This window comes from Streptomyces sp. NPDC045998 (genome assembly GCF_056430285.1).
In genome coordinates, this window is sequence record NZ_JBWKLJ010000005.1 from 343,764 (window position 1) to 361,955 (window position 18,192).

The following is an 18,192-nucleotide window of genomic DNA, read 5'->3' on the forward strand; positions in this document are numbered from 1 at the left end:
GTGTGCCGACGACGTCGTAGGCTGGGAACCCCCGGCCCGTGAGACGTGTCGGGCGGTTCGCGTTGCCCCTCGCCCCACACGTCGGGGCCCCATTACCTCGGGATGGAAGCCTCCATGAGCCTGCACGGTCTGCTCGACGCCGTCGTCAAGGACCCCGCCCTCGCCGAAGCGGTGAAGGCGGCGGCCGACGGTCACCGGAGCCATGTCGACCTGGTCGGCCCGCCCGCCGCACGCCCCTTCGCGCTGGCCGCGCTGGCCCGGGACGCGGGGCGGCCGGTGCTCGCCGTGACGGCGACCGGGCGGGAGGCCGAGGACCTGGCGGCGGCGCTGCGGAGCCTGCTGGACCCGGACACGGTCGTGGAGTACCCGGCGTGGGAGACGCTGCCGCACGAGCGGCTCTCGCCGCGTTCCGACACCGTGGGCCGCCGGCTGGCGGTCTTGCGGCGCCTGGCGCACCCGTCGGCGGACGACCCGGCCGCCGGCCCCGTCTCGGTGGTGGTGGCGCCCGTGCGGTCGGTGCTGCAGCCGCAGGTCAAGGGGTTGGGTGACCTGGAGCCGGTGTCGCTGCGCACGGGGCGGCAGGCGGACCTGAACGAGGTGGTCGAGGGGCTCGCGGCGGCGGCGTACGCGCGCGTGGAGCTGGTGGAGAAGCGTGGCGAGTTCGCGGTGCGCGGCGGGATCCTGGACGTCTTCCCGCCGACCGAGGAGCATCCGCTGCGGGTCGAGTTCTGGGGCGACGACGTCGAGGAGATCCGCTACTTCAAGGTGGCCGACCAGCGGTCCCTGGAGGTGGCCGAGCACGGGCTGTGGGCGCCGCCGTGCCGGGAGCTGCTGCTGACGGAGTCGGTCAAGGCGCGTGCGGCGGCGCTGGCCGAGGAGCACCCGGAGCTCGGCGAGCTGCTCGGCAAGATCGCCGAGGGGATCGCGGTGGAGGGCATGGAGTCCCTGGCGCCGGTCCTCGTGGACGACATGGAGCTGCTGCTCGACGTGTTGCCGAAGGGCTCGATGGCGGTGGTGTGCGACCCGGAGCGGGTGCGTACGCGGGCGGCGGACCTGGTGGCGACGTCGCAGGAGTTCCTGCAGGCGTCGTGGGCGGCCACGGCCGGGGGCGGCGAGGCGCCGATCGACCTGGGCGCGGCGTCGCTGTGGGGGATCGCGGACGTCCGGGACCGGGCGCGCGAGCTGGGGATGATGTGGTGGTCGGTGTCGCCGTTCGCCGCCGACGACGAGCTCGACGAGGACACGCTCAAGCTGGGCATGCACGCGCCGGAGTCGTACCGCGGTGACACCGCCCGCGCGCTCGCCGACACCAAGGGCTGGCTGGCGGACGGCTGGCGCACGGTCTTCGTGACCGAGGCGCACGGCCCGGCGGCCCGGACGGTGGAGGTGCTGGGCGGCGAGGGCATCGCGGCGCGCCTCGACGGGGACCTCACCGACATCTCGCCGTCCGTCGTGCACGTGGCGTGCGGTTCGATCGAGTACGGCTTCGTCGACCCGGGCCTGAAGATCGCCGTCCTGACCGAGACCGACCTGTCGGGGCAGAAGGCCGCCGGCAAGGACGGCCAGCGGATGCCGACGCGACGCCGCAAGACGATCGACCCGCTCACGCTGGAGACCGGCGACTACATCGTCCACGAGCAGCACGGCGTCGGCCGCTACATCGAGATGGTGCAGCGCACGGTGCAGGGCGCGACCCGCGAGTACCTGCTGGTCGAGTACGCCCCCGCCAAGCGCGGCCAGCCCGGCGACCGGCTGTACATCCCCACCGACCAGCTGGAGCAGGTCACCAAGTACGTGGGCGGCGAGGCGCCGACCCTGCACCGGCTGGGCGGCGCGGACTGGACGAAGACGAAGGCGCGGGCGAAGAAGGCGGTCAAGGAGATCGCCGCCGACCTGATCAAGCTGTACTCGGCCCGGATGGCGGCGCCGGGCCACGCCTTCGGTCCGGACACGCCCTGGCAGCGGGAGCTGGAGGACGCCTTCCCGTACGCGGAGACGCCGGACCAGCTGTCCACCATCGCCGAGGTGAAGGAGGACATGGAGAAGACGGTCCCGATGGACCGGCTGATCTGCGGCGACGTCGGCTACGGCAAGACGGAGATCGCGGTGCGCGCCGCGTTCAAGGCGGTGCAGGACGGCAAGCAGGTCGCCGTGCTCGTGCCCACGACGCTGCTGGTGCAGCAGCACTTCGGGACCTTCTCCGAGCGGTACTCGCAGTTCCCGGTCGTCGTGCGGGCGCTGTCCCGGTTCCAGAGCGACGCGGAGGCGAAGGCGACGCTGGAGGGGCTGAAGGACGGCTCGGTCGACGTCGTCATCGGCACGCACCGCCTCTTCTCGTCCGAGACGAAGTTCAAGGACCTGGGGCTGGTCATCGTCGACGAGGAGCAGCGCTTCGGCGTCGAGCACAAGGAGCAGCTGAAGAAGCTGCGCGCCAACGTCGACGTGCTGACGATGTCCGCGACCCCCATCCCCCGGACGCTGGAGATGGCGGTGACCGGCATCCGCGAGATGTCGACGATCACCACCCCGCCGGAGGAGCGGCACCCGGTCCTGACGTTCGTCGGCCCGTACGAGGAGAAGCAGATCGGCGCGGCGATCCGCCGCGAGCTGCTGCGCGAGGGCCAGGTCTTCTACATCCACAACCGCGTCGAGTCGATCGACCGGGCGGCGGCCCGGCTGCGGGACATCGTGCCCGAGGCGCGGATCGCCATCGCCCACGGCCAGATGTCGGAGCAGGCCCTGGAACAGGTCGTGGTGGACTTCTGGGAGAAGAAGTTCGACGTCCTGGTCTCCACGACCATCGTCGAGTCGGGCATCGACATCTCCAACGCCAACACCCTGATCGTCGAGCGCGGCGACAACTTCGGTCTGTCGCAGCTGCACCAGCTGCGCGGCCGCGTCGGCCGTGGCCGGGAGCGCGGGTACGCGTACTTCCTCTACCCGCCGGAGAAGCCGCTCACGGAGACGGCCCACGAGCGGCTGGCGACGATCGCCCAGCACACGGAGATGGGCGCCGGTATGTACGTCGCCATGAAGGACCTGGAGATCCGCGGCGCGGGCAACCTGCTGGGCGGCGAGCAGTCCGGCCACATCGCGGGCGTCGGCTTCGACCTGTACGTCCGCATGGTGGGCGAGGCGGTGGCGGACTACCGCGCCTCGCTGGAGGGCGGCGTGGAGGAGGAGCCGCCGCTGGAGGTCAAGATCGAGCTGCCGGTCGACGCGCACGTCCCGCACGACTACGCGCCGGGCGAGCGCCTGCGCCTCCAGGCGTACCGGGCGATCGCCTCGGCGAACTCGGAGGAGGACATCAAGGCGGTCCGCGAGGAGCTCACCGACCGTTACGGCAAGCTCCCGGAGCCCGTCGAGAACCTGCTGCTGGTGGCGGGCCTGCGCATGCTGGCCCGCGCCTGCGGCGTCGGCGAGATCGTCCTGCAGGGCCCGAACATCCGCTTCGGGCCGGTGGAGTTGCGCGAGTCGCAGGAGCTGCGCCTCAAGCGCCTGTACCCGCGCACGGTGATCAAGCCGCAGACGCACCAGATCCTGGTCCCCCGCCCGACCACCGGCAAGATCGGCGGCAAGCCGGTGGTGGGCCGCGAACTGCTGGCGTGGACGGGGGAGTTCCTGACGACGATCCTGGGGTCGTAGGGCCCGTGGGGCTCGTGGGGCTCGTGGGCCCGCGCGGCCGGGTGGGCCGTGGCCGCTTCGCGGCGGGGTGACGCGTGGCGGGTCAGCCGAACTGGCCCACCACGTAGTCGCCGGCCGGCTGCCGGGCGATCACGTTCAGGCGGTTGTAGGCGTTGATGAGGGCGATCAAGGACACCAGCGCGGCGAGCTGCTCCTCGTCGTAGTGCTGGGCGGCGTTCGCCCACGCCTCGTCCGTGACGCCGCCGGCCGCGTCCGCGATGCGCGTGCCCTGCTCGACGAGCTCCAGCGCGGCGCGCTCGGCGTCGGTGAAGACGGTGGCCTCCCGCCAGGCCGCGACCATGTTCAGGCGCAGGGCGGTCTCCCCGGCGTGGGCGGCCTCCTTGGTGTGCATGTCGAGGCAGAAGCCGCAGCCGTTGATCTGGCTGGCCCGGATCTTCACCAGCTCCTGCGTCGCGGCCGGCAGGGCCGAGTCCGCGATGACCTTGCCCGCCGCGCCGAGGTACTTCATGAGCTGGGGCGCGAGGGGGCTGCTGAAGAGGTTGAGGCGGGCGTCCATGGTGTTCTCCTTGCCGTGGTGACGGTTACACGGCAAGGACGGGACGGCCCGGCCCGGATGTGACATGCCGACGGGCCGGGCGCGTGTGACGTGTGTCACGAGAGGCTGGCGGGTCCGGCCGGAGGGCCACGCCGTCAGCCGCTGCCCCATGGACCGCAGGCGTACACACCGCATGGGTCGGCCTCAGGGAGGTCGATGTCGGCGCCGCCGCAGTGGTTGAAGGGGCTGCCGACGGGCAGGCCTGCCAGATTGCCGCCCAGGATGCCGGTTTCCCCGGCCGTCGCACCGGCGGGCTGGGGGCTGCCGTGATTGCTGCACAGCGTGCCGAAGGCAGGACTGAGGAAGTCCCCGATGCCTCCGGCGGCCGCGGGGGAGGCCGTGGCGATTCCCGCTCCCACGGCCGCGGCGGTGAGAGACAGCGCTGTCAAGGACTGGCGTGTGATCATGCCTGGCCAACGACGGGGCCGAGGTGGCGTCACGTGGGGGATGGACGCGCGCCGGTGAGGAGGGCCGCCCGCCGGGGGTGTCCCGCTCCTGGGGCTGACGGGCCCTCGGGACCGGAAAGGTGGAGCGCCGGGGCCCGGTTCCCGCCCAGCCCCTACGATTCGGGCATGCGTACGTCCCGAAGGGTTCTGCCCGCCGTGTTGCTGGCCGGTGCCGCGACGTTCGCCGCCGGGTGCGGTCCCGGTGCGGGCGGCGGCGCGGACGACGGTGCGTCAGGGCCGCCGGGCTCTTCGTCGAGCGCCGTCCGGCCGCTCGACAACCCCGACGGTACGAAGCCGGGCCTCGCGCCCCTCACCTCCGAGGGCGAGCGCGCCGAGGCCCGGCGGCTCCTGGAGCGCGTGGCGGTGAAGGGGCGCGGGCCGAAGACCGGGTACGACCGCGACGAGTTCGGTTACGCCTGGATGGACACGGCCGACGGCGTACCGCTGGCCCGCAACGGCTGCGACACCCGCAACGACCTGCTGCGGCGCGACGGGCGGCGACTGCGGTTCCGCGACGGGTCCGACTGTGTGGTCATGGCGATGACGCTGGCGGACCCGTACACCGGCCGGACCATCGAGTGGCGCAAGCAGGACGCGGCCGAGGTGCAGATAGACCACGTGGTGCCGCTGTCGTACAGCTGGCAGATGGGCGCCTCCCGCTGGCCGGAGAGCAAGCGCGAACAGCTCGCGAACGACCCGCTGAACCTCCTCCCGGTCGAGGGGCGCGCCAACTCGGCGAAGGGCGACTCCGGTCCGGCGTCCTGGCTGCCGCCGGACAAGGGGATCCGGTGCGCCTACGCCGTGCGCTTCTCGCAGGTGGCCGTCAAGTACGCGCTCCCGGTGACCGCGGCGGACAAGGAGGCGATGCTGCGGCAGTGCGGCGAGGGCTGAACGCCCGTCCAGACGCCGGTGGTCCGATAATCAGTGCGGCGCGGTGGCCGTTTCAGGACACAATCACCCCCATGTCTCGTACCGCCGCACGCCTGCTCGCCGACCTCGAATCCCTCCCGCACGCACGGCGGTTGCGGCACCTCGGCCACGCGGCCCGTGATCTGGCGCGGGACGGGGGACTGCCCGAGGTGCTGGCGGAGTGGGACGGCCTCGGCGGCGACGAGGGGCCGTACGGGCGGCGGCTCGCGGCGCTGGCCGCGTTGGCCGGGCGGCAGGACGGCTTCCTCGCGGAGCGGCTGACCGACCCCGACGAGGTGGTGCGCGGGTACGCGCTGCGCGCCGCCCGTACCTTCCCGCTGCCGGACGCCGTGATCGAGGCGGCGTACGACGACGCGTCGGAGGACGTCCGGCGCGCCCTCACCCGCGTCGTACAGCGGGGGCGGCGCACGGCGCTCGCCGAGCGCCTGGTGGAGCGGCTGCGCGAGCAGTGGGGGGACGCGGAGGCCGCGCGGCTGCTGTCCGTGTGCTCGGCGCCGTTCGTGGCGCGGACGCTGCCCGCGCTCGCGTACGCCGTCGAGTCGTGGACACAGCTCGGCCGCCGTCACCCCGACGCCGTGCTCGACCATGCCGCACGCGAACTCGCCGTGCAGCCGCTCCCTCTGCGCGCGGCCTGGTGGCAGGCGCACGCGCGCGGGGTCGCGGCCGCCGCGCCCGCCCGGCCGCTGCGGGTGCTCGCGCTGCTGGAGGCGTACGGGCCCGGCGTCCTGCCGGCGCCGCTGCGGGACAAGCTGGGCGTACTGGCGGATGCCGACGCCGAGCGCGTCGTCCGGTGGCTGATCTCGCCGGAACGCCCGGCGCAGCGCTACGAGCCGCTGCTGTCTGCTTCGGTGCTGCGGCGGATCGCGCGCGCCGACCCGCCCTCCCTGCCCGCGCTCGCCCGCCACTGGGTGCGCCGCACGGAGCAGTTCGCCGCGCTGCTCAAGGCGGTGGCGCCGGGGCGCCGCGGTGACCTCCTCGACACGGCGATGGAGGGCACGGACGGCAGGGCCACCATCGCGGACGCGGTGCTCGCCGTGCTGCCGCGCGAACGGCGGTGGGCGGAGGCCCGCCACTGGGTGCGCAAGGGCCGCGAGGAGGGGTGGTACTGGACCGAGATCCTGGAGACGCTCGCCCTCTGCCCGGTCGCCGAGGCCCGCCCCGAACTGCTGGAGGCGCTGCGGCGGCCCGACGCGACCGAACGGGCCGTGGTCTGGCCGCTGCTGGCCGCCAACGTGGACGCGTCCGGCGACACCGCCGACGTACGCGACCTGCTGGACCTGATGAGCACACGGCTCCGCAACGAACAGGACCCGGTGCGTGCGGCGGCGCTCGAAGCGCTCGCCGGCGTACGGGCCGAGTTGTTCACGGCCGAGTGCGTGGGCGCCCTCGACCAGATCGTGCGTGACGCGCTGGAGGCGCGCGACGGCTCCCCGCGCACCCGGGGCGCGCTGCGCCGCCTCGCCCTCGCGGTGCTGCGCGCCCACGTGCCGGACGGCGACGCGGCGCTGCGCGACTGGGCCCTGTCCGCGCTGGAGCGGATCGCCGGGCACGTGGGCGTCGGAGACCTCGGCGCCCTCCACCGCGGCCTGCCGCGCGGCCAGGAACAGCGGCTCTTCGAAGCCCTGCGGCCCTGGCTGGAAGCCGCCGCGCACAAGGGCGACCACCGCCCGCTCCTCGCGCTGGTCCAGGCGCTCGGGCCGCGCGCCCACCGGATGGAGACCCTCCAGCGGATGCTGCAGGACGCCCTGGCGTCCGGCGACGACAGCGCCTTCGAGACCGCGGCGCGGCTGTGGCTCGAACCCGCCGCGACCCGCGACGAGCGGGCCGAGCGGATCCTCGCCCTCGAACCGTCGGCGGCCGCCCTGCCGTCCGTGCACCACGTGCTGGCGGCCCGCCGCACCGACCTCCTCGACACCGTGATCGGCCGGACCCCGCCGTACGGGCGGTTCCTCAAGCCCGGCACCCGCCGCCCCCTGCCCCTCTTCGGGTACGCCCACCGGTGGCTGCCCCGCCAGCAGGCGGCGGCGGCCCGGCTGGCCGCCGAGGCCGTCGCGGACGCGACCCTGCCGCTCCACGAGCGGGCCGCGGTGCTCCGGGCGTCGGCCGCGCTGCCGGTGCACGGGCGGGCGCTCGCGCTGCGGTACGCGCAGGGGGAGGAGGGGGAGGAGGGCGACGGGCCGGCCGAGGTGGTGCTCGTCGAGGCCGCTCTCGGCGCGCTGGTGTGGACCGAGCAGCCACAGCTCGCCCTGCCGCTGCTGCTGGCGCACGCCGGAGGCGACCGCGCCCGGGTCGCCGTGTACGCGGCGGGGCGCGCCGCCCGCTATGCCGCGCCCTCCGAACTGGACGGCCGCCTGCGGGCGTTGCTGACCGCGAGCGACGGCGTGAAGGTGACCAGCCGCAAGGAGGCCGTCCGGCTCGCGGCCCGCCACCTGCCGCCGCACCGCGCCGCCGCGCTGCTGGCGGCCGCGTACCGCGCGCCCGGCGCCCACCCGGACGTCCAGGCGGCCGTGGTCGCCGCCAGCACCGGACTCCTCGGGCGCGAGGAGGCGTGGGCGGTCCTCACGGAGGCCGCGCGCGCCGGCGCCGAGCAGGTGCTGCGGGCGCTGGTGGGCGCGGAGTACGAGGCCGTGCCGGCCGCCCACCGGGCCCGGTACGCGCGGCTGGTGGGCCAGGTGTGCCGGTCCGCGCACCGCGGTGCCGCGGTGGCCGCGCTGGAGAGACTGCCGCGCTGGGCCGGGGACGCACCCGAGGAGGCGGCCGTCCTGACCGGCACGGTCACGGACCTGGAGGAGCGCATCGGGGAGGACGGTTGGCAGCGCCCGTGGCGCACCGCCGCGCAGGCCGTCGCGACGCTCGCCGTCTCCGGTCTGCCGCACCCGCTGGGCGGCGCGGCGCCCGGGAGCCTGCTCCACGACACGGTGACCCGGCTGCTGGCGTCCGTCGCGGCCGGGGAGTACGAGGCGCTGGAGGACCGCGACCTGCCGGCCCGGCAGCGGCTGCTGTCCCTGGTGGACAACCTCCCCGCGGACCGGGGCCAGGCGGCCGGCGCCCGCCTTGTGGTGGAGGCGGTCGCCGCGCAGCTGGCCGCCGAGCCGTCCCTCGCGGCCGCCCGGGCCCAGCTCCTCGTGAGCCTCGTGGACCTCGACGCGGAGCCGTCGGAGCTGACGGCCCGGCTGCGGGCCGTCGCCGACGCCGTCGACGGCAGGCCGGTGCTCGCCGCCCGGATCGCCGGCCGGCTGGGCTCGCGGGTCGCGGTCATGCACCGGGCGCAGGACCCGGCGCCGCTGCTGGCCGCCGCCGAGGGGTGCGCGGCGGCGGGCGACCCGGGTGCCGGACTGCTGGCCGTCGACCTGGTCCACACCCTCGGCGTCCGCCTCGGCTGGCCCGCACCCTGGCGGGCCGCCCTGCGCGCGCTGCGCCGCCACCCGGTGGCGGACGTACGGGACGCGGCGCTGACGGTCACGGTGGAGCGGGAGTGAGGCCGGCGGGGGCGAGGCGCCTGGGTGGCGGTGCCCGGAGGTGCCCAGGGGTGTCCGGGGGCCAGGGGGTGAGGCGCCCGGGGGCTGAGGCGCCTGGCGGTAAGGCGCCCGGGCGTGCCTAGGGGTGAGGCGCCCCGGAGGTGAGGGTGCCTGGGGGGTGAGGCGCCCGGGGTGAGGCCGGCGGAGAGGTTTCCGGGAGGGGGCGCCTGGGGGCGAGGTGCCCCGGGCGAGGCACCTGGGGCCGGGGCTTCTGGGCGGGAGACCCCTGGAGGGAGGCTCCTGGGGCCGGTGCCGGGAGCGGTGCTCCCCGCAGGGGGAGGCGTCAGCCCGTCTTGACCCAGTCCTTGCAGCCGGTCGTCTTGAAGTACGCGTCGCTCGCGGTGATCTTCACGATGGCCGTGCCGGAGACGTTGTCGTTCGCGAGGATCGCGTCCGAGCTGTGGGAGGCGTCCTTCGCGCGCTCCCAGTAGCACATGTCGTCCTCGTTGCCGGTGGACTTGTACGTGCCGGGCGCGAGGTCCGCGCCCACCTTGTACATGCCGCCGTCGCCCTTCGCCTCCGCCTTGGGTGTCCCGGCGGCCTTCTCGTCGACGGCCTCCCAGTCCTTGCAGCCGGAGGACTTGAAGATCTTGTCGCTCGCCTTCAGGAGCACGTAGCTCGTGCCCGTGACGTTGTCGTTGGCGAGGATGGAGTCGGTCTCGCCGGTGGAGTCCTTCGCGCGCTCCCAGTAGCAGAGGCCGTCGTCGTTGCCGCTCGTGCGGTACAGGCCGGGCTGGACGTCCTTGCCGACCTCGTGGTCGCCGTCGCCCGCGATCGAGGGCGCCTTCTTCGCCTCCTCCGGCTTGGCCTGCTGCTCCTGCTTGCCCTTGGTGTCGCCCGACGCCGCCTTGGGGGACGAGTCGTCACCGCCCGAGCCGACCGCGGAGGCGATCGCGACGACCACGACGACCGCGCCCAGGCCGGTGAGGACCTTGTGGCGGGCGAACCAGCCGCGCTTCTTCTCCGGCCGGCCGTGCTGCGGCTGCTGGGGCTGCTGCGGGGCGTACATGGACTGAGACATGGCTGTGGCACCTTCCCGGGCGCTGGAGTTGCTCCGTTGTTCGATGGGTCAATCACAGCAGAGCCTGTGAACCGAGTCAACACGGTTCACGAAAATCGGATCGACTCACACTGTGAACCGTTGGCTCGGTATGCTCGTTCCTTCAGCGCGGTGAGAGCGCGGACGAGGGGAGACGGACACGTGCCGCAGGAACGCACAGCAGGCACAGGGGGCGCGCCGGCAGCGGCACACGCGACAGCCGCCGCGTCGAGTGCGGCGGCCGCGACTGCCGCAGCAGCCGCGCCGGAGGTCACCGCCGCCGGTATCGCCCGGCTCGCGGGGGTGGGCCGCGCCGCCGTCAGCAACTGGCGCAGGCGCCACGCCGACTTCCCCAAGCCCGTCGGCGGCACCGAGACCAGCCCCTCCTTCGCCCTCGCCGACGTCGAGCGATGGCTGCGCGACCAGGGCAAGCTCGCCGAGGTACCGCTGCGCGAGCGCGTCTGGCAGCAGCTCACCGCCCACCCCGCCGGGCCCCTCACCGCCCTCGTCCACGCGGGCTGCGCCCTGCTCCTCGTACACGAGCGGCCCACCGGGTGGCTGGAGCGGTCCGCACTCCCCGACGACCGCCTCGCCGACGCCCTGCCGACCGCCCTGGAAGAGGTGCTCACCGCCCGCTTCGGCACTCCCCGCTCCGTACGCACCCCCACGGCGGCCGACCTCGCCCCCTCCCTGCCGCTGCTGCGCGGCGGCGCCGAACTCGCCGCCCAGCTCGGCGGGGCGCGCCAGGCGTTCGAGTTCCTGCTCGGACGGCACCTGGACGCCAACCCCCGCCAGTACACGCTCACCCCGCCCGGCCTCGCCGAGCTGATGGCCGCCCTCGCCGGCCCCTCCCCGCGGACCGTGCTCGACCCGGCCTGCGGCACCGGCGGGCTCCTGCGCGCCGTCGACCGCGCCGTCGACCGGGCCGGCACCCTCCACGCCCAGGACGCCGACCCCGACCTCGCCGCGCTCACCGCGCTGCGCCTCGCCCTGCACACGTCGGCCGAGATCCGCACGGCCGCCGCCGACACCCTGCGCCGCGACGCCTTCCCCGGCCTCGCCGCCGACGCCGTCGTCTGCCACCCGCCGTTCAACGAACGCGACTGGGGCCACGACGAGCTCGCCTACGACCCCCGCTGGGAGTACGGCTTCCCGGCCCGTACGGAGTCCGAACTGGCCTGGGTCCAGCACGCCCTCGCCCGTCTCCGCGACGGCGGCACCGCCGTCCTCCTGATGCCCCCGGCCGTGGCCTCCCGCCGCTCCGGCCGCCGCATCCGCGCCGACCTGCTGCGCCGCGGCGCCCTGCGTGCCGTGATCGCCCTGCCCGCCGGGGCCGCGCCCCCGTACGGCATCCCGCTGCACCTGTGGGTGCTGTGCCGGCCCGGCGCGGACCAGCGACCGGCCCCGGAGCTGCTGTTCGTCGACACGACCGGGCTCGTCCCGGACGGCGGCCGCGACAAACTGCCCTGGCCCGCGCTCCAGTCGGCGGTGCTCGAGGCCTGGCGCGGCCGCGGGGACCACCCCGGCGTCCCGGGCGTGAGCCGCTCCGTACCGGTCATCGAACTCCTCGACGACGACGTCGACCTCGCCCCCGCCCGCCACCTGCCCGTCCCCGCCCCCGGCGGCTCGGCGGCCGGCCTCGAAGCCGTACGCGACCGCCTCGGGGCCACCCTGCGCCGCACCATGGAGCTCACGCCGCCGCCCGCCGCGCCCGCCGGGGGTGCCGCCGCCCGGCCCCTCACCACGGTCGGCGAACTCGCCCGCGCCGGAGCCCTCCAGCTGCGCGCCGGCGGCGCCGGCACGGCCCCCTCCGGGCACCCCGTCGCGGTCCTCACCGAGCACGACGTGCTCGCCGGCACGGCCCCCTCCGGCACCCTCCCCGACGGTCCCCCGGAAGAACCGGTGCTCACCGAGGAGGGCGACGTCGTCGTCCCCGTCCTCGGCGGCGGCTCCGTCGCGCGCGTCGTCGACGCCGCCACGGCCGGCGCCGCGCTCGGCCGCAACCTCCAGCTGCTGCGGCCCGACCGCACCGCCCTGGACCCCTGGTTCCTCGCCGGCTTCCTGCGCGGCACCGCCAACAACCGCCGTGCCAGCAGCTACGCGTCCACCGCCACCCGGCTCGACGTACGGCGCCTCCGGCTGCCCCGGCTGCCCCTGGCCGAGCAGCACCGCTACGGCGAACGCTTCCGCGCCCTCGCGGAGTTCGAGGACGCGCTGCGCCTCGCGGGACGGCTCGGCGAGCAGCTGGTGCAGGGCCTGTACGACGGCCTGGCGGACGGCACGGTGCTTCCCGAGTGAGCTGAGCGGGCCGAGTGATCAGCTGGTCGGCCGTTTCGTACAACCCTGGGGCGGCTGTCGGTGTCGGTGTATACGCTCGAGTTCCTCTGATCCGCACCCCCTGGAGCGACGTATGCACGGGCACGCGCCCATGACGCCACCGCGTCCCGCCGTGACGGCGGGCGTGATCGCCGTGCGCGTGATCATCTGCATGCTGATCGTGCTGACCCTGGGCATGCTCGCCTGGGTGGCCATGCTCCGGATCGCGATCGTGCGCCGTACGGGCCGCGACTGGACGCTGTTCTGGTGCCAACTGGCGCTGAACATCGGCTGTCTGGTGACCTTGGAGCAGCACTTCGCGGACCACTGGATCTCGAACGTCGGCATGGCCGGGCTGCTGCTGCAGATGGTCGGCGTCGTCGTGTACTACCTGATCGTCGACATCCACCACCGGCAGCGGGCCGCCGTGCTGCCGCCGACGCCGGGCCACGCCGGGCCACCCGTACCGCACACGCCCCCCTACGGCCCGCTGCCCCACCAGCAGCCGCAGCCGTACGGATACGGCCCGCCGCCCACGCAGCCCCCGCTGCCCACACCCCCCGCGCAACCCCAGCCCCAGCCCCAGCAGCCTCAGCAGTCGCAGTCCCAGCCGCCGCCCCGCATCGACCAGGTCCGCGCCGAGCTCGACGAGCTCAGCCAGCTGCTCCGCCAGGACCCCGGGCCCGGCGGGGGCGAGCGCCGGTGAGCGGACGGATCATCGCCGACCGGTACGAGCTGTCCACCGTCATCGGCCAGGGCGGCATGGGCCAGGTCTGGACGGCCTACGACGGCCGCCTCGACCGCCGCGTCGCCGTCAAGCTGCTGCGCCCCGACCACATGGCCGCCGCCACCGCCGCCGAGGAGATGCGCCGCCGCTTCGTGCGCGAGTGCCGCGTCACCGCCCAGGTCTCCCACCCCGGCCTGGTCACCGTCCACGACGCGGGCAGCGACGGCGACGACCTGTACCTCGTCATGCAGTACGTCGAGGGCGCCGACCTCGCCGACCACCTCGCCGAGCACGACCCCTACCCCTGGCAGTGGGCCGTCGCCGTCGCCGCGCAGCTGTGCGCCGTGCTCGCCGCCGTGCACGCCGTGCCGATCGTCCACCGCGACCTCAAGCCCCGCAACGTGATGGTGAAACCGGACGGCACCCTCACCGTCCTCGACCTCGGCGTCGCCTCCGTCATCGACACCGACACCACCCGCCTCACCCACACGGGCTCGCCCGTCGGGAGCCCCGCCTACATGGCGCCCGAGCAGGCCATGGGCGGCGCCGTCGGCCCGTACACCGATCTGTACGCCCTCGGCGTCCTCCTCCACGAACTCCTCAGCGGCAACGTGCCCTTCGCCGGCTCCACCGCCCTCGGCGTCCTCCACCGCCACCTCTACGAGCCGCCGCTGCCCGTGCGCCGCCTGCGCCCCGAGATACCGGAGGCCCTGGAGGCCCTGGTGCTGCGGCTGCTCGCCAAGGACCCGCAGCACCGGCCGTCCGGAGCGCAGGAGGTGTACGAGGCCCTCGCGCCGCTGCTGCCCGTGCGCGGCACCCCGGCCGGGCCCCTCGACCCGACGCGCCCCTTCCTGCGCCCGTACGCGCCCTGGCCGGACCGTGCCGCCGCGCCCCCGCCGCCGGCGCGCCCGCCGGTGCCGCCCGCCGCCGCGCGGCCCGACGTCGCCGCAGCCGTGGACGAGGTCAAGCGGCTGCTCGGCGAGGGGAGCATCACCCAGGCCGTGGACATCCTCGGCGGCATCCTCCCGGCCGCCGCCGCCGAGCACGGCGAGCACTCCCCGGTCGTCCGCATCCTGCGCAAGCAGTACGCGACGACCCTGATGGACGACGGCCAGTACCGCCGCGCCCTGCCCGAGCTGCGGCGCCTCGCGGACGACCGGGCGGCCGAGGCCGGCCCGGGCGACCCGCAGACGCTCCAGTTCCGGTACGACGCGGCGCTCTGCCTGGAGCAGCTCGGCGAGACGGCGGCCGCCCTCGCCGAGTACCGCGCGCTCCTCCCGTACTACGAGAACGGCACCCGGACGACCGGCGCCCCCGACCCCGGCCGCGCCTTCGACCTGCGCCACCGCATCGGCCACCTGTTGCTGGCGATGGGCGACCACTCGGCCGCGTACCAGCAGCTGCAGAGCCTGCTGTACGACACCGAGCGGGTCTACGGGCCGTACCACCCGCAGGCGGCGGAGCTGCGGCGCGGGCTGGAACGCCAGCAGCAGATACGCACCTTCTAGCGGGTGCGACGACGACGTCGTCAAGCAGACGATTTACGCCTCCGCCCGGCAGTACACCGATTCCGCCACCCGCCCCAGGCCCGTGAGGCCCGCGGGTCGCGGCTGGTCGCCGAGGACCACCACCGCGCCCGGCGCGGCGAGTTCCCGCGCCGCCGCCACGTCGTGCCCGTCGCCGTTGACGACGATCACGCCGTAGCGCCGGTCGCCGACCTCGTCCCGTACGGCCGCCTCGGCGAGGGAGCCCCGCACCAGGCGTGCCGTGTCGCCGGCCGGATGCGCGCCGCCGAGCGCCAGGTTGCCGCGTACGACGTCCTCGCGGGCGGGCGGGCCGTCCAGCGGGTCGACGACGACCGTCAGCCGCGCGTCGAGGCCGCCGCGCTGGAGCATGCGCCGCAGCGCCGCCGCGAACAGGCCGTGCCGCGTGCCGAGTTCCAGGACCTCGCCGTTCGGCGGCGCGAGGAGCGGCACGGTCGCGAGCCGTCCGCACACGTCGGACAGAGACCCGCCGAGTCCGCCGGCCCCGAGTGCCTCCAGCGCGACCAGGTGGCGGTACGCGACGGTGATGTCGTGCCGCACGCGCTCGCCGCGCTCCCCGGTGACGGCGGCGACCTCGCGCACCAGCGTGTCGACCTGGGTGGCGGTCGGCATCCGGTCGCCGTCCCGCCCGGCCCGGTCGAGCAGCAGCCCGAGCCCGTAGCTCTGCCGCCGCAGGTCCGCCACCTCGTGGTGCAGGGCGTCCAGGTCGGACTGGAGCGCGGTCGTGGCGCGCTCCAGGCGCTGCTCGACCAGGGCGAACGCGGGCTTCAGCACCCGCTTCGCCAGCCGGTTGCTCAGTAGAGAGGGCATGCGCCGCAAGCTACGCCGCACCGCCCGCGCGCGGGCCACGGGACGGTGCCGCTCCGGTGAAGTCTTGGTGGCGCCCAGTGGGCCGCCCGTACCGTCGCCGCCGCAGCCGTACGACCGCCCGGCTCGTCCAGGCCCCCCGGCACGTCCAGGCCGCCCAGCCCGCCCACACCATCACCGCCGCCGCGCCGGCCGCCGTCCCCGCCCGCAGCCCCGGCGGCCGGAAGGTACAGCTCACCGACGTCTGACCCGCCGTCACCGGTACGGCGACGAGCCCCAGGTACGCGTCCGCCGGGCGGCCCCCGCACCGCCAGCCCGCGATGCGCGGTGCCGCCAGGACCGCCGTGCCGGCGGTCCGGCTGCCCGGCGGCAGCTCCGCGCGCACGCCGTCGGGCGTGACGTCGACCGCCACCGCCGCGGTCGCCCGCAGCCGCGCGACGGCCGCCGTGAGCCGCGCCCGGTCCAGGCATCCGACGCTGCCGGAGGGCGGCACGGAGCCGCGGCCCTCCAGCACCACCCGCGCGCCCGCCGTGCGCTGCGTACCGAGCGGCGCCATCGCCGCGCGCCGCTTGGGCAGGCCGCCGCGCAGCTCCACGGGCGGGCTCACGGGCGGGCCGGCCGCGGCGCCGAGCCGCGCCGTCCCCGTGAAGTCGGGTGCCCACACGAAGACCTCGCTGCCGACCGGGCACGCGCCGTCCGCGGGGAGGTCGTAGACGCGTGACCCGAGCAGCAGTTCCTGGTTGTGGAACGCCGAGTCGCCGTACCGGAGTTCCGCACTCCGGGGCCGGACCGTCACCAGCGGCAGCGCGCCTCCGTCCCGCCGTACGGTGTCCGGCCCCCGTACCCGCGCGCCCACCGCGAACAGCGCGTCCGTCACCGGGTTGTCCAGGGACTGCACGTTCCGCCCGTTCGACGTCCAGCCGCCGCCGAGCGCCGCCAGCGTGCGCGTCAGCACGGCGGGCGTGTGGCTGCTGTAGTACGCGGCGCCCTGCCCGCCGACCAGCAGCGGGTCGTTCCCGGTCAGCTGCGGCCGCCCCGGGTCGGTGCGGTACCGCGGCCACCCGTCCGCCCCGGACACCGCCGCCGCCCGCGCCGCGTGCTCCGCGCCCCACGCCGGGTAGTCGTCCAGCCGGGCCGGCCGCTCCCGGTCGGCGTACGCCGTGGTGGCCGCCGCCTGCACGGCCAGCGCGCCCGCCAGCAGTACGGCCCCGGCCACCGCGCCGCCGGACGGCCGGCGGCGCACCAGCGCGAGCGCGCCCACCGAGGCCGCCAGCCCACCCGCGAACAGCGCGTACGACCACCGCGTCGCGGAGGTCCCGGACACCGAGGCCGCCGCCACCACGCCCAGCACCAGCGTCCCGCCGAGCAGCGCCCGCCGCCCGGGCCAGCCGTACGACACGGCCGTCCACGCCGCGATGACCACCACTCCGGCGAGCACGAAGGTCTGGCGGTACGGGCTGCCGTTGGGCGTGGCGAACACGTGCCACACCAGGTGCGTAGGCTCCCACTGCAGCGACAGCAGGACCCCCGCCACCAGGCCGGAGAACACCCACCGCTCCCGCACCGGCACCGCGCGGTGGAAGGGGAGCGCCGCGGCGAGCAGCAGCGCGCCCGTCCCGACGAAGAGCGCCGGGGTGAAGAAGCCGTACGTCGCCGGGAGCGCCCGCGCCGCCACCTCCGCCCACCCGGCCGCCCGGAACTCGCGCGTCCACCCCGGGTACGCGTGCCGCGACCCCAGGAACACCGGCACCAGCACGGGCGCCGCCAGCCCGACCCCCAGCAGCACGGTCCCGGCGGCCCGGCCGAGGGCGCGCCACCCGCCCAGCCCCCGTGCCAGCAGCACCAGCGCGGCGCCGAGCGTGGCCATGTACGCGGTGTAGAAGTTGGCCACCCAGACCAGCGCCACCACCAGCGGCCCGAGCAGCGGGCGCCGTCCCGTGCGGACCCACTCGCCCACCAGGCACAGCAGCGGGAAGCCGATCAGCCCGTCCAGCCACATGGGGTTGTACGACGCCTCGACGACGGCCCAGCCGCACAGCCCGTACGACGCGCCGAGCACGCCCGCTCCCCACCAGGGGCCGGTGGCGCGCAGCGCGAGCAGCAGGACGGCCATGGCGCCCGCGGCGACCGCCGTCTTCAGGACCGTGATCACGTACACCGCGAGGTCGATCTCGTCGCGCGGGAAGAGCGCGACGAGCGGGGCGAAGGGGCTCGACAGATACGTGCCGAGGTCCGGCAGGAGGGCGGTGCCGTATCCCGACGCCCAGTTCAGCAGCAGCCCGCCGTCCGTCCGCCCGTGCAGCAGGTCCCACAGGTGGGCGTGGAACGGCACGAACTGGTTGCCGAGGTCGTTGACCGCGCGCGTACGCGGCCCGAAGGGGAAGGTACGGGCGGCGGCGTCACCGGCGCAGACCGCGAGCGCGGTGAGCAGCCCCGCGAACACGCCGGCGAACACAGCGGGGAGCGCACCGGCGAACACACCGGGGAGCGCACGCGCCCGGAAGGCGTCTTTCTGCATGATGGCGCCGAATATGCCAGCGCCCCGGCCCCGGAAAGTGCGCTTCGTGCGCCAGTTCACGCAATGGTCGCCGGGCCGCCATGCGAAGCGACCGCCGGCGACACGCG

Annotated in this window: 11 protein-coding genes; 6 read left to right on the forward strand and 5 right to left on the reverse strand. The window is 75.4% G+C overall.

The window, feature by feature from the left end; all coding sequences use genetic code 11:
• The first annotated feature begins 114 nt into the window (after window positions 1-114).
• Entirely contained in the window at window positions 115-3,645 is a 3,531-nt protein-coding gene (mfd, locus tag AC07FJ_RS18035; protein WP_479050000.1) for a transcription-repair coupling factor, read from the forward strand.
• A gap of 82 nt (window positions 3,646-3,727) precedes the next feature.
• Here the strand turns inward: mfd and AC07FJ_RS18040 are convergent, their stop codons facing one another.
• Together AC07FJ_RS18040 and AC07FJ_RS18045 are read right to left on the reverse strand one after the other, a co-directional pair.
• Window positions 3,728-4,201, reverse strand: coding sequence for a carboxymuconolactone decarboxylase family protein (locus AC07FJ_RS18040; RefSeq protein ID WP_479050001.1), 474 nt, complete (start codon window positions 4,199-4,201; stop codon window positions 3,728-3,730).
• Between the two features lie 134 nt (window positions 4,202-4,335).
• Window positions 4,336-4,629, reverse strand: coding sequence for a hypothetical protein (locus AC07FJ_RS18045; RefSeq protein WP_479050003.1), 294 nt, complete (start codon window positions 4,627-4,629; stop codon window positions 4,336-4,338).
• Between the two features lie 183 nt (window positions 4,630-4,812).
• Here AC07FJ_RS18045 and AC07FJ_RS18050 point away from each other — a divergent pair, with 183 nt between their 5' ends.
• The gene (locus AC07FJ_RS18050) at window positions 4,813-5,577 is read left to right on the forward strand and encodes an HNH endonuclease family protein (RefSeq protein ID WP_479050005.1); all 765 of its coding nucleotides are present in this window, start codon (window positions 4,813-4,815) and stop codon (window positions 5,575-5,577) included.
• Between the two features lie 71 nt (window positions 5,578-5,648).
• The gene (locus AC07FJ_RS18055; RefSeq protein ID WP_479050007.1) at window positions 5,649-9,095 is read left to right on the forward strand and encodes a hypothetical protein; all 3,447 of its coding nucleotides are present in this window, start codon (window positions 5,649-5,651) and stop codon (window positions 9,093-9,095) included.
• 322 nt (window positions 9,096-9,417) lie between these two features.
• On the opposite strand, the gene AC07FJ_RS18060 is transcribed toward AC07FJ_RS18055, so the two are convergent.
• Window positions 9,418-10,155, reverse strand: coding sequence for a hypothetical protein (locus AC07FJ_RS18060; protein ID WP_361418255.1), 738 nt, complete (start codon window positions 10,153-10,155; stop codon window positions 9,418-9,420).
• Window positions 10,156-10,458: 303 nt separating this feature from the next.
• On the opposite strand from AC07FJ_RS18060, the gene AC07FJ_RS18065 reads away from it, so the two are divergent.
• From AC07FJ_RS18065 to AC07FJ_RS18075, 3 genes are all read left to right on the forward strand, one after another.
• Entirely contained in the window at window positions 10,459-12,471 is a 2,013-nt protein-coding gene (locus tag AC07FJ_RS18065; protein WP_479050201.1) for an N-6 DNA methylase, read from the forward strand.
• A 130-nt stretch (window positions 12,472-12,601) separates the two neighbouring features.
• Complete coding sequence (locus AC07FJ_RS18070) at window positions 12,602-13,195, forward strand: hypothetical protein (protein ID WP_479050009.1); 594 nt, start codon at window positions 12,602-12,604, stop codon at window positions 13,193-13,195.
• On the forward strand, window positions 13,192-14,724 hold the full coding sequence (locus AC07FJ_RS18075) for a protein kinase domain-containing protein (protein WP_479050011.1): 1,533 nt from the start codon (window positions 13,192-13,194) through the stop codon (window positions 14,722-14,724). The genes AC07FJ_RS18070 and AC07FJ_RS18075 overlap by 4 nt, the downstream gene beginning before the upstream one ends.
• 33 nt (window positions 14,725-14,757) lie before the next feature.
• On the opposite strand, the gene AC07FJ_RS18080 is transcribed toward AC07FJ_RS18075, so the two are convergent.
• A complete protein-coding gene (locus AC07FJ_RS18080) occupies window positions 14,758-15,570 on the reverse strand; it encodes a class I SAM-dependent methyltransferase (protein ID WP_479050013.1) in 813 nt (270 codons plus the stop codon).
• 10 nt (window positions 15,571-15,580) lie between these two features.
• Window positions 15,581-18,085, reverse strand: a complete 2,505-nt coding sequence (locus AC07FJ_RS18085; RefSeq protein WP_479050015.1) for a YfhO family protein — start codon at window positions 18,083-18,085, stop codon at window positions 15,581-15,583.
• Between the last annotated feature and the right edge of the window lie 107 nt (window positions 18,086-18,192).

What these genes read in the sequence shown, in the direction of transcription:
- mfd (WP_479050000.1), top strand. Translation starts at nt 115, where the DNA reads ATGAGCCTGCACGGTCTGCTCGACGCCGTCGTCAAGGACCCCGCCCTC.
- AC07FJ_RS18040 (WP_479050001.1), bottom strand. Translation starts at nt 4,201, where the DNA reads ATGGACGCCCGCCTCAACCTCTTCAGCAGCCCCCTCGCGCCCCAGCTC.
- AC07FJ_RS18050 (WP_479050005.1), top strand. Translation starts at nt 4,813, where the DNA reads ATGCGTACGTCCCGAAGGGTTCTGCCCGCCGTGTTGCTGGCCGGTGCC.
- AC07FJ_RS18055 (WP_479050007.1), top strand. Translation starts at nt 5,649, where the DNA reads ATGTCTCGTACCGCCGCACGCCTGCTCGCCGACCTCGAATCCCTCCCG.
- AC07FJ_RS18060 (WP_361418255.1), bottom strand. Translation starts at nt 10,155, where the DNA reads ATGTCTCAGTCCATGTACGCCCCGCAGCAGCCCCAGCAGCCGCAGCAC.
- AC07FJ_RS18070 (WP_479050009.1), top strand. Translation starts at nt 12,602, where the DNA reads ATGACGCCACCGCGTCCCGCCGTGACGGCGGGCGTGATCGCCGTGCGC.
- AC07FJ_RS18080 (WP_479050013.1), bottom strand. Translation starts at nt 15,570, where the DNA reads ATGCCCTCTCTACTGAGCAACCGGCTGGCGAAGCGGGTGCTGAAGCCC.
- AC07FJ_RS18085 (WP_479050015.1), bottom strand. Translation starts at nt 18,085, where the DNA reads ATGCAGAAAGACGCCTTCCGGGCGCGTGCGCTCCCCGGTGTGTTCGCC.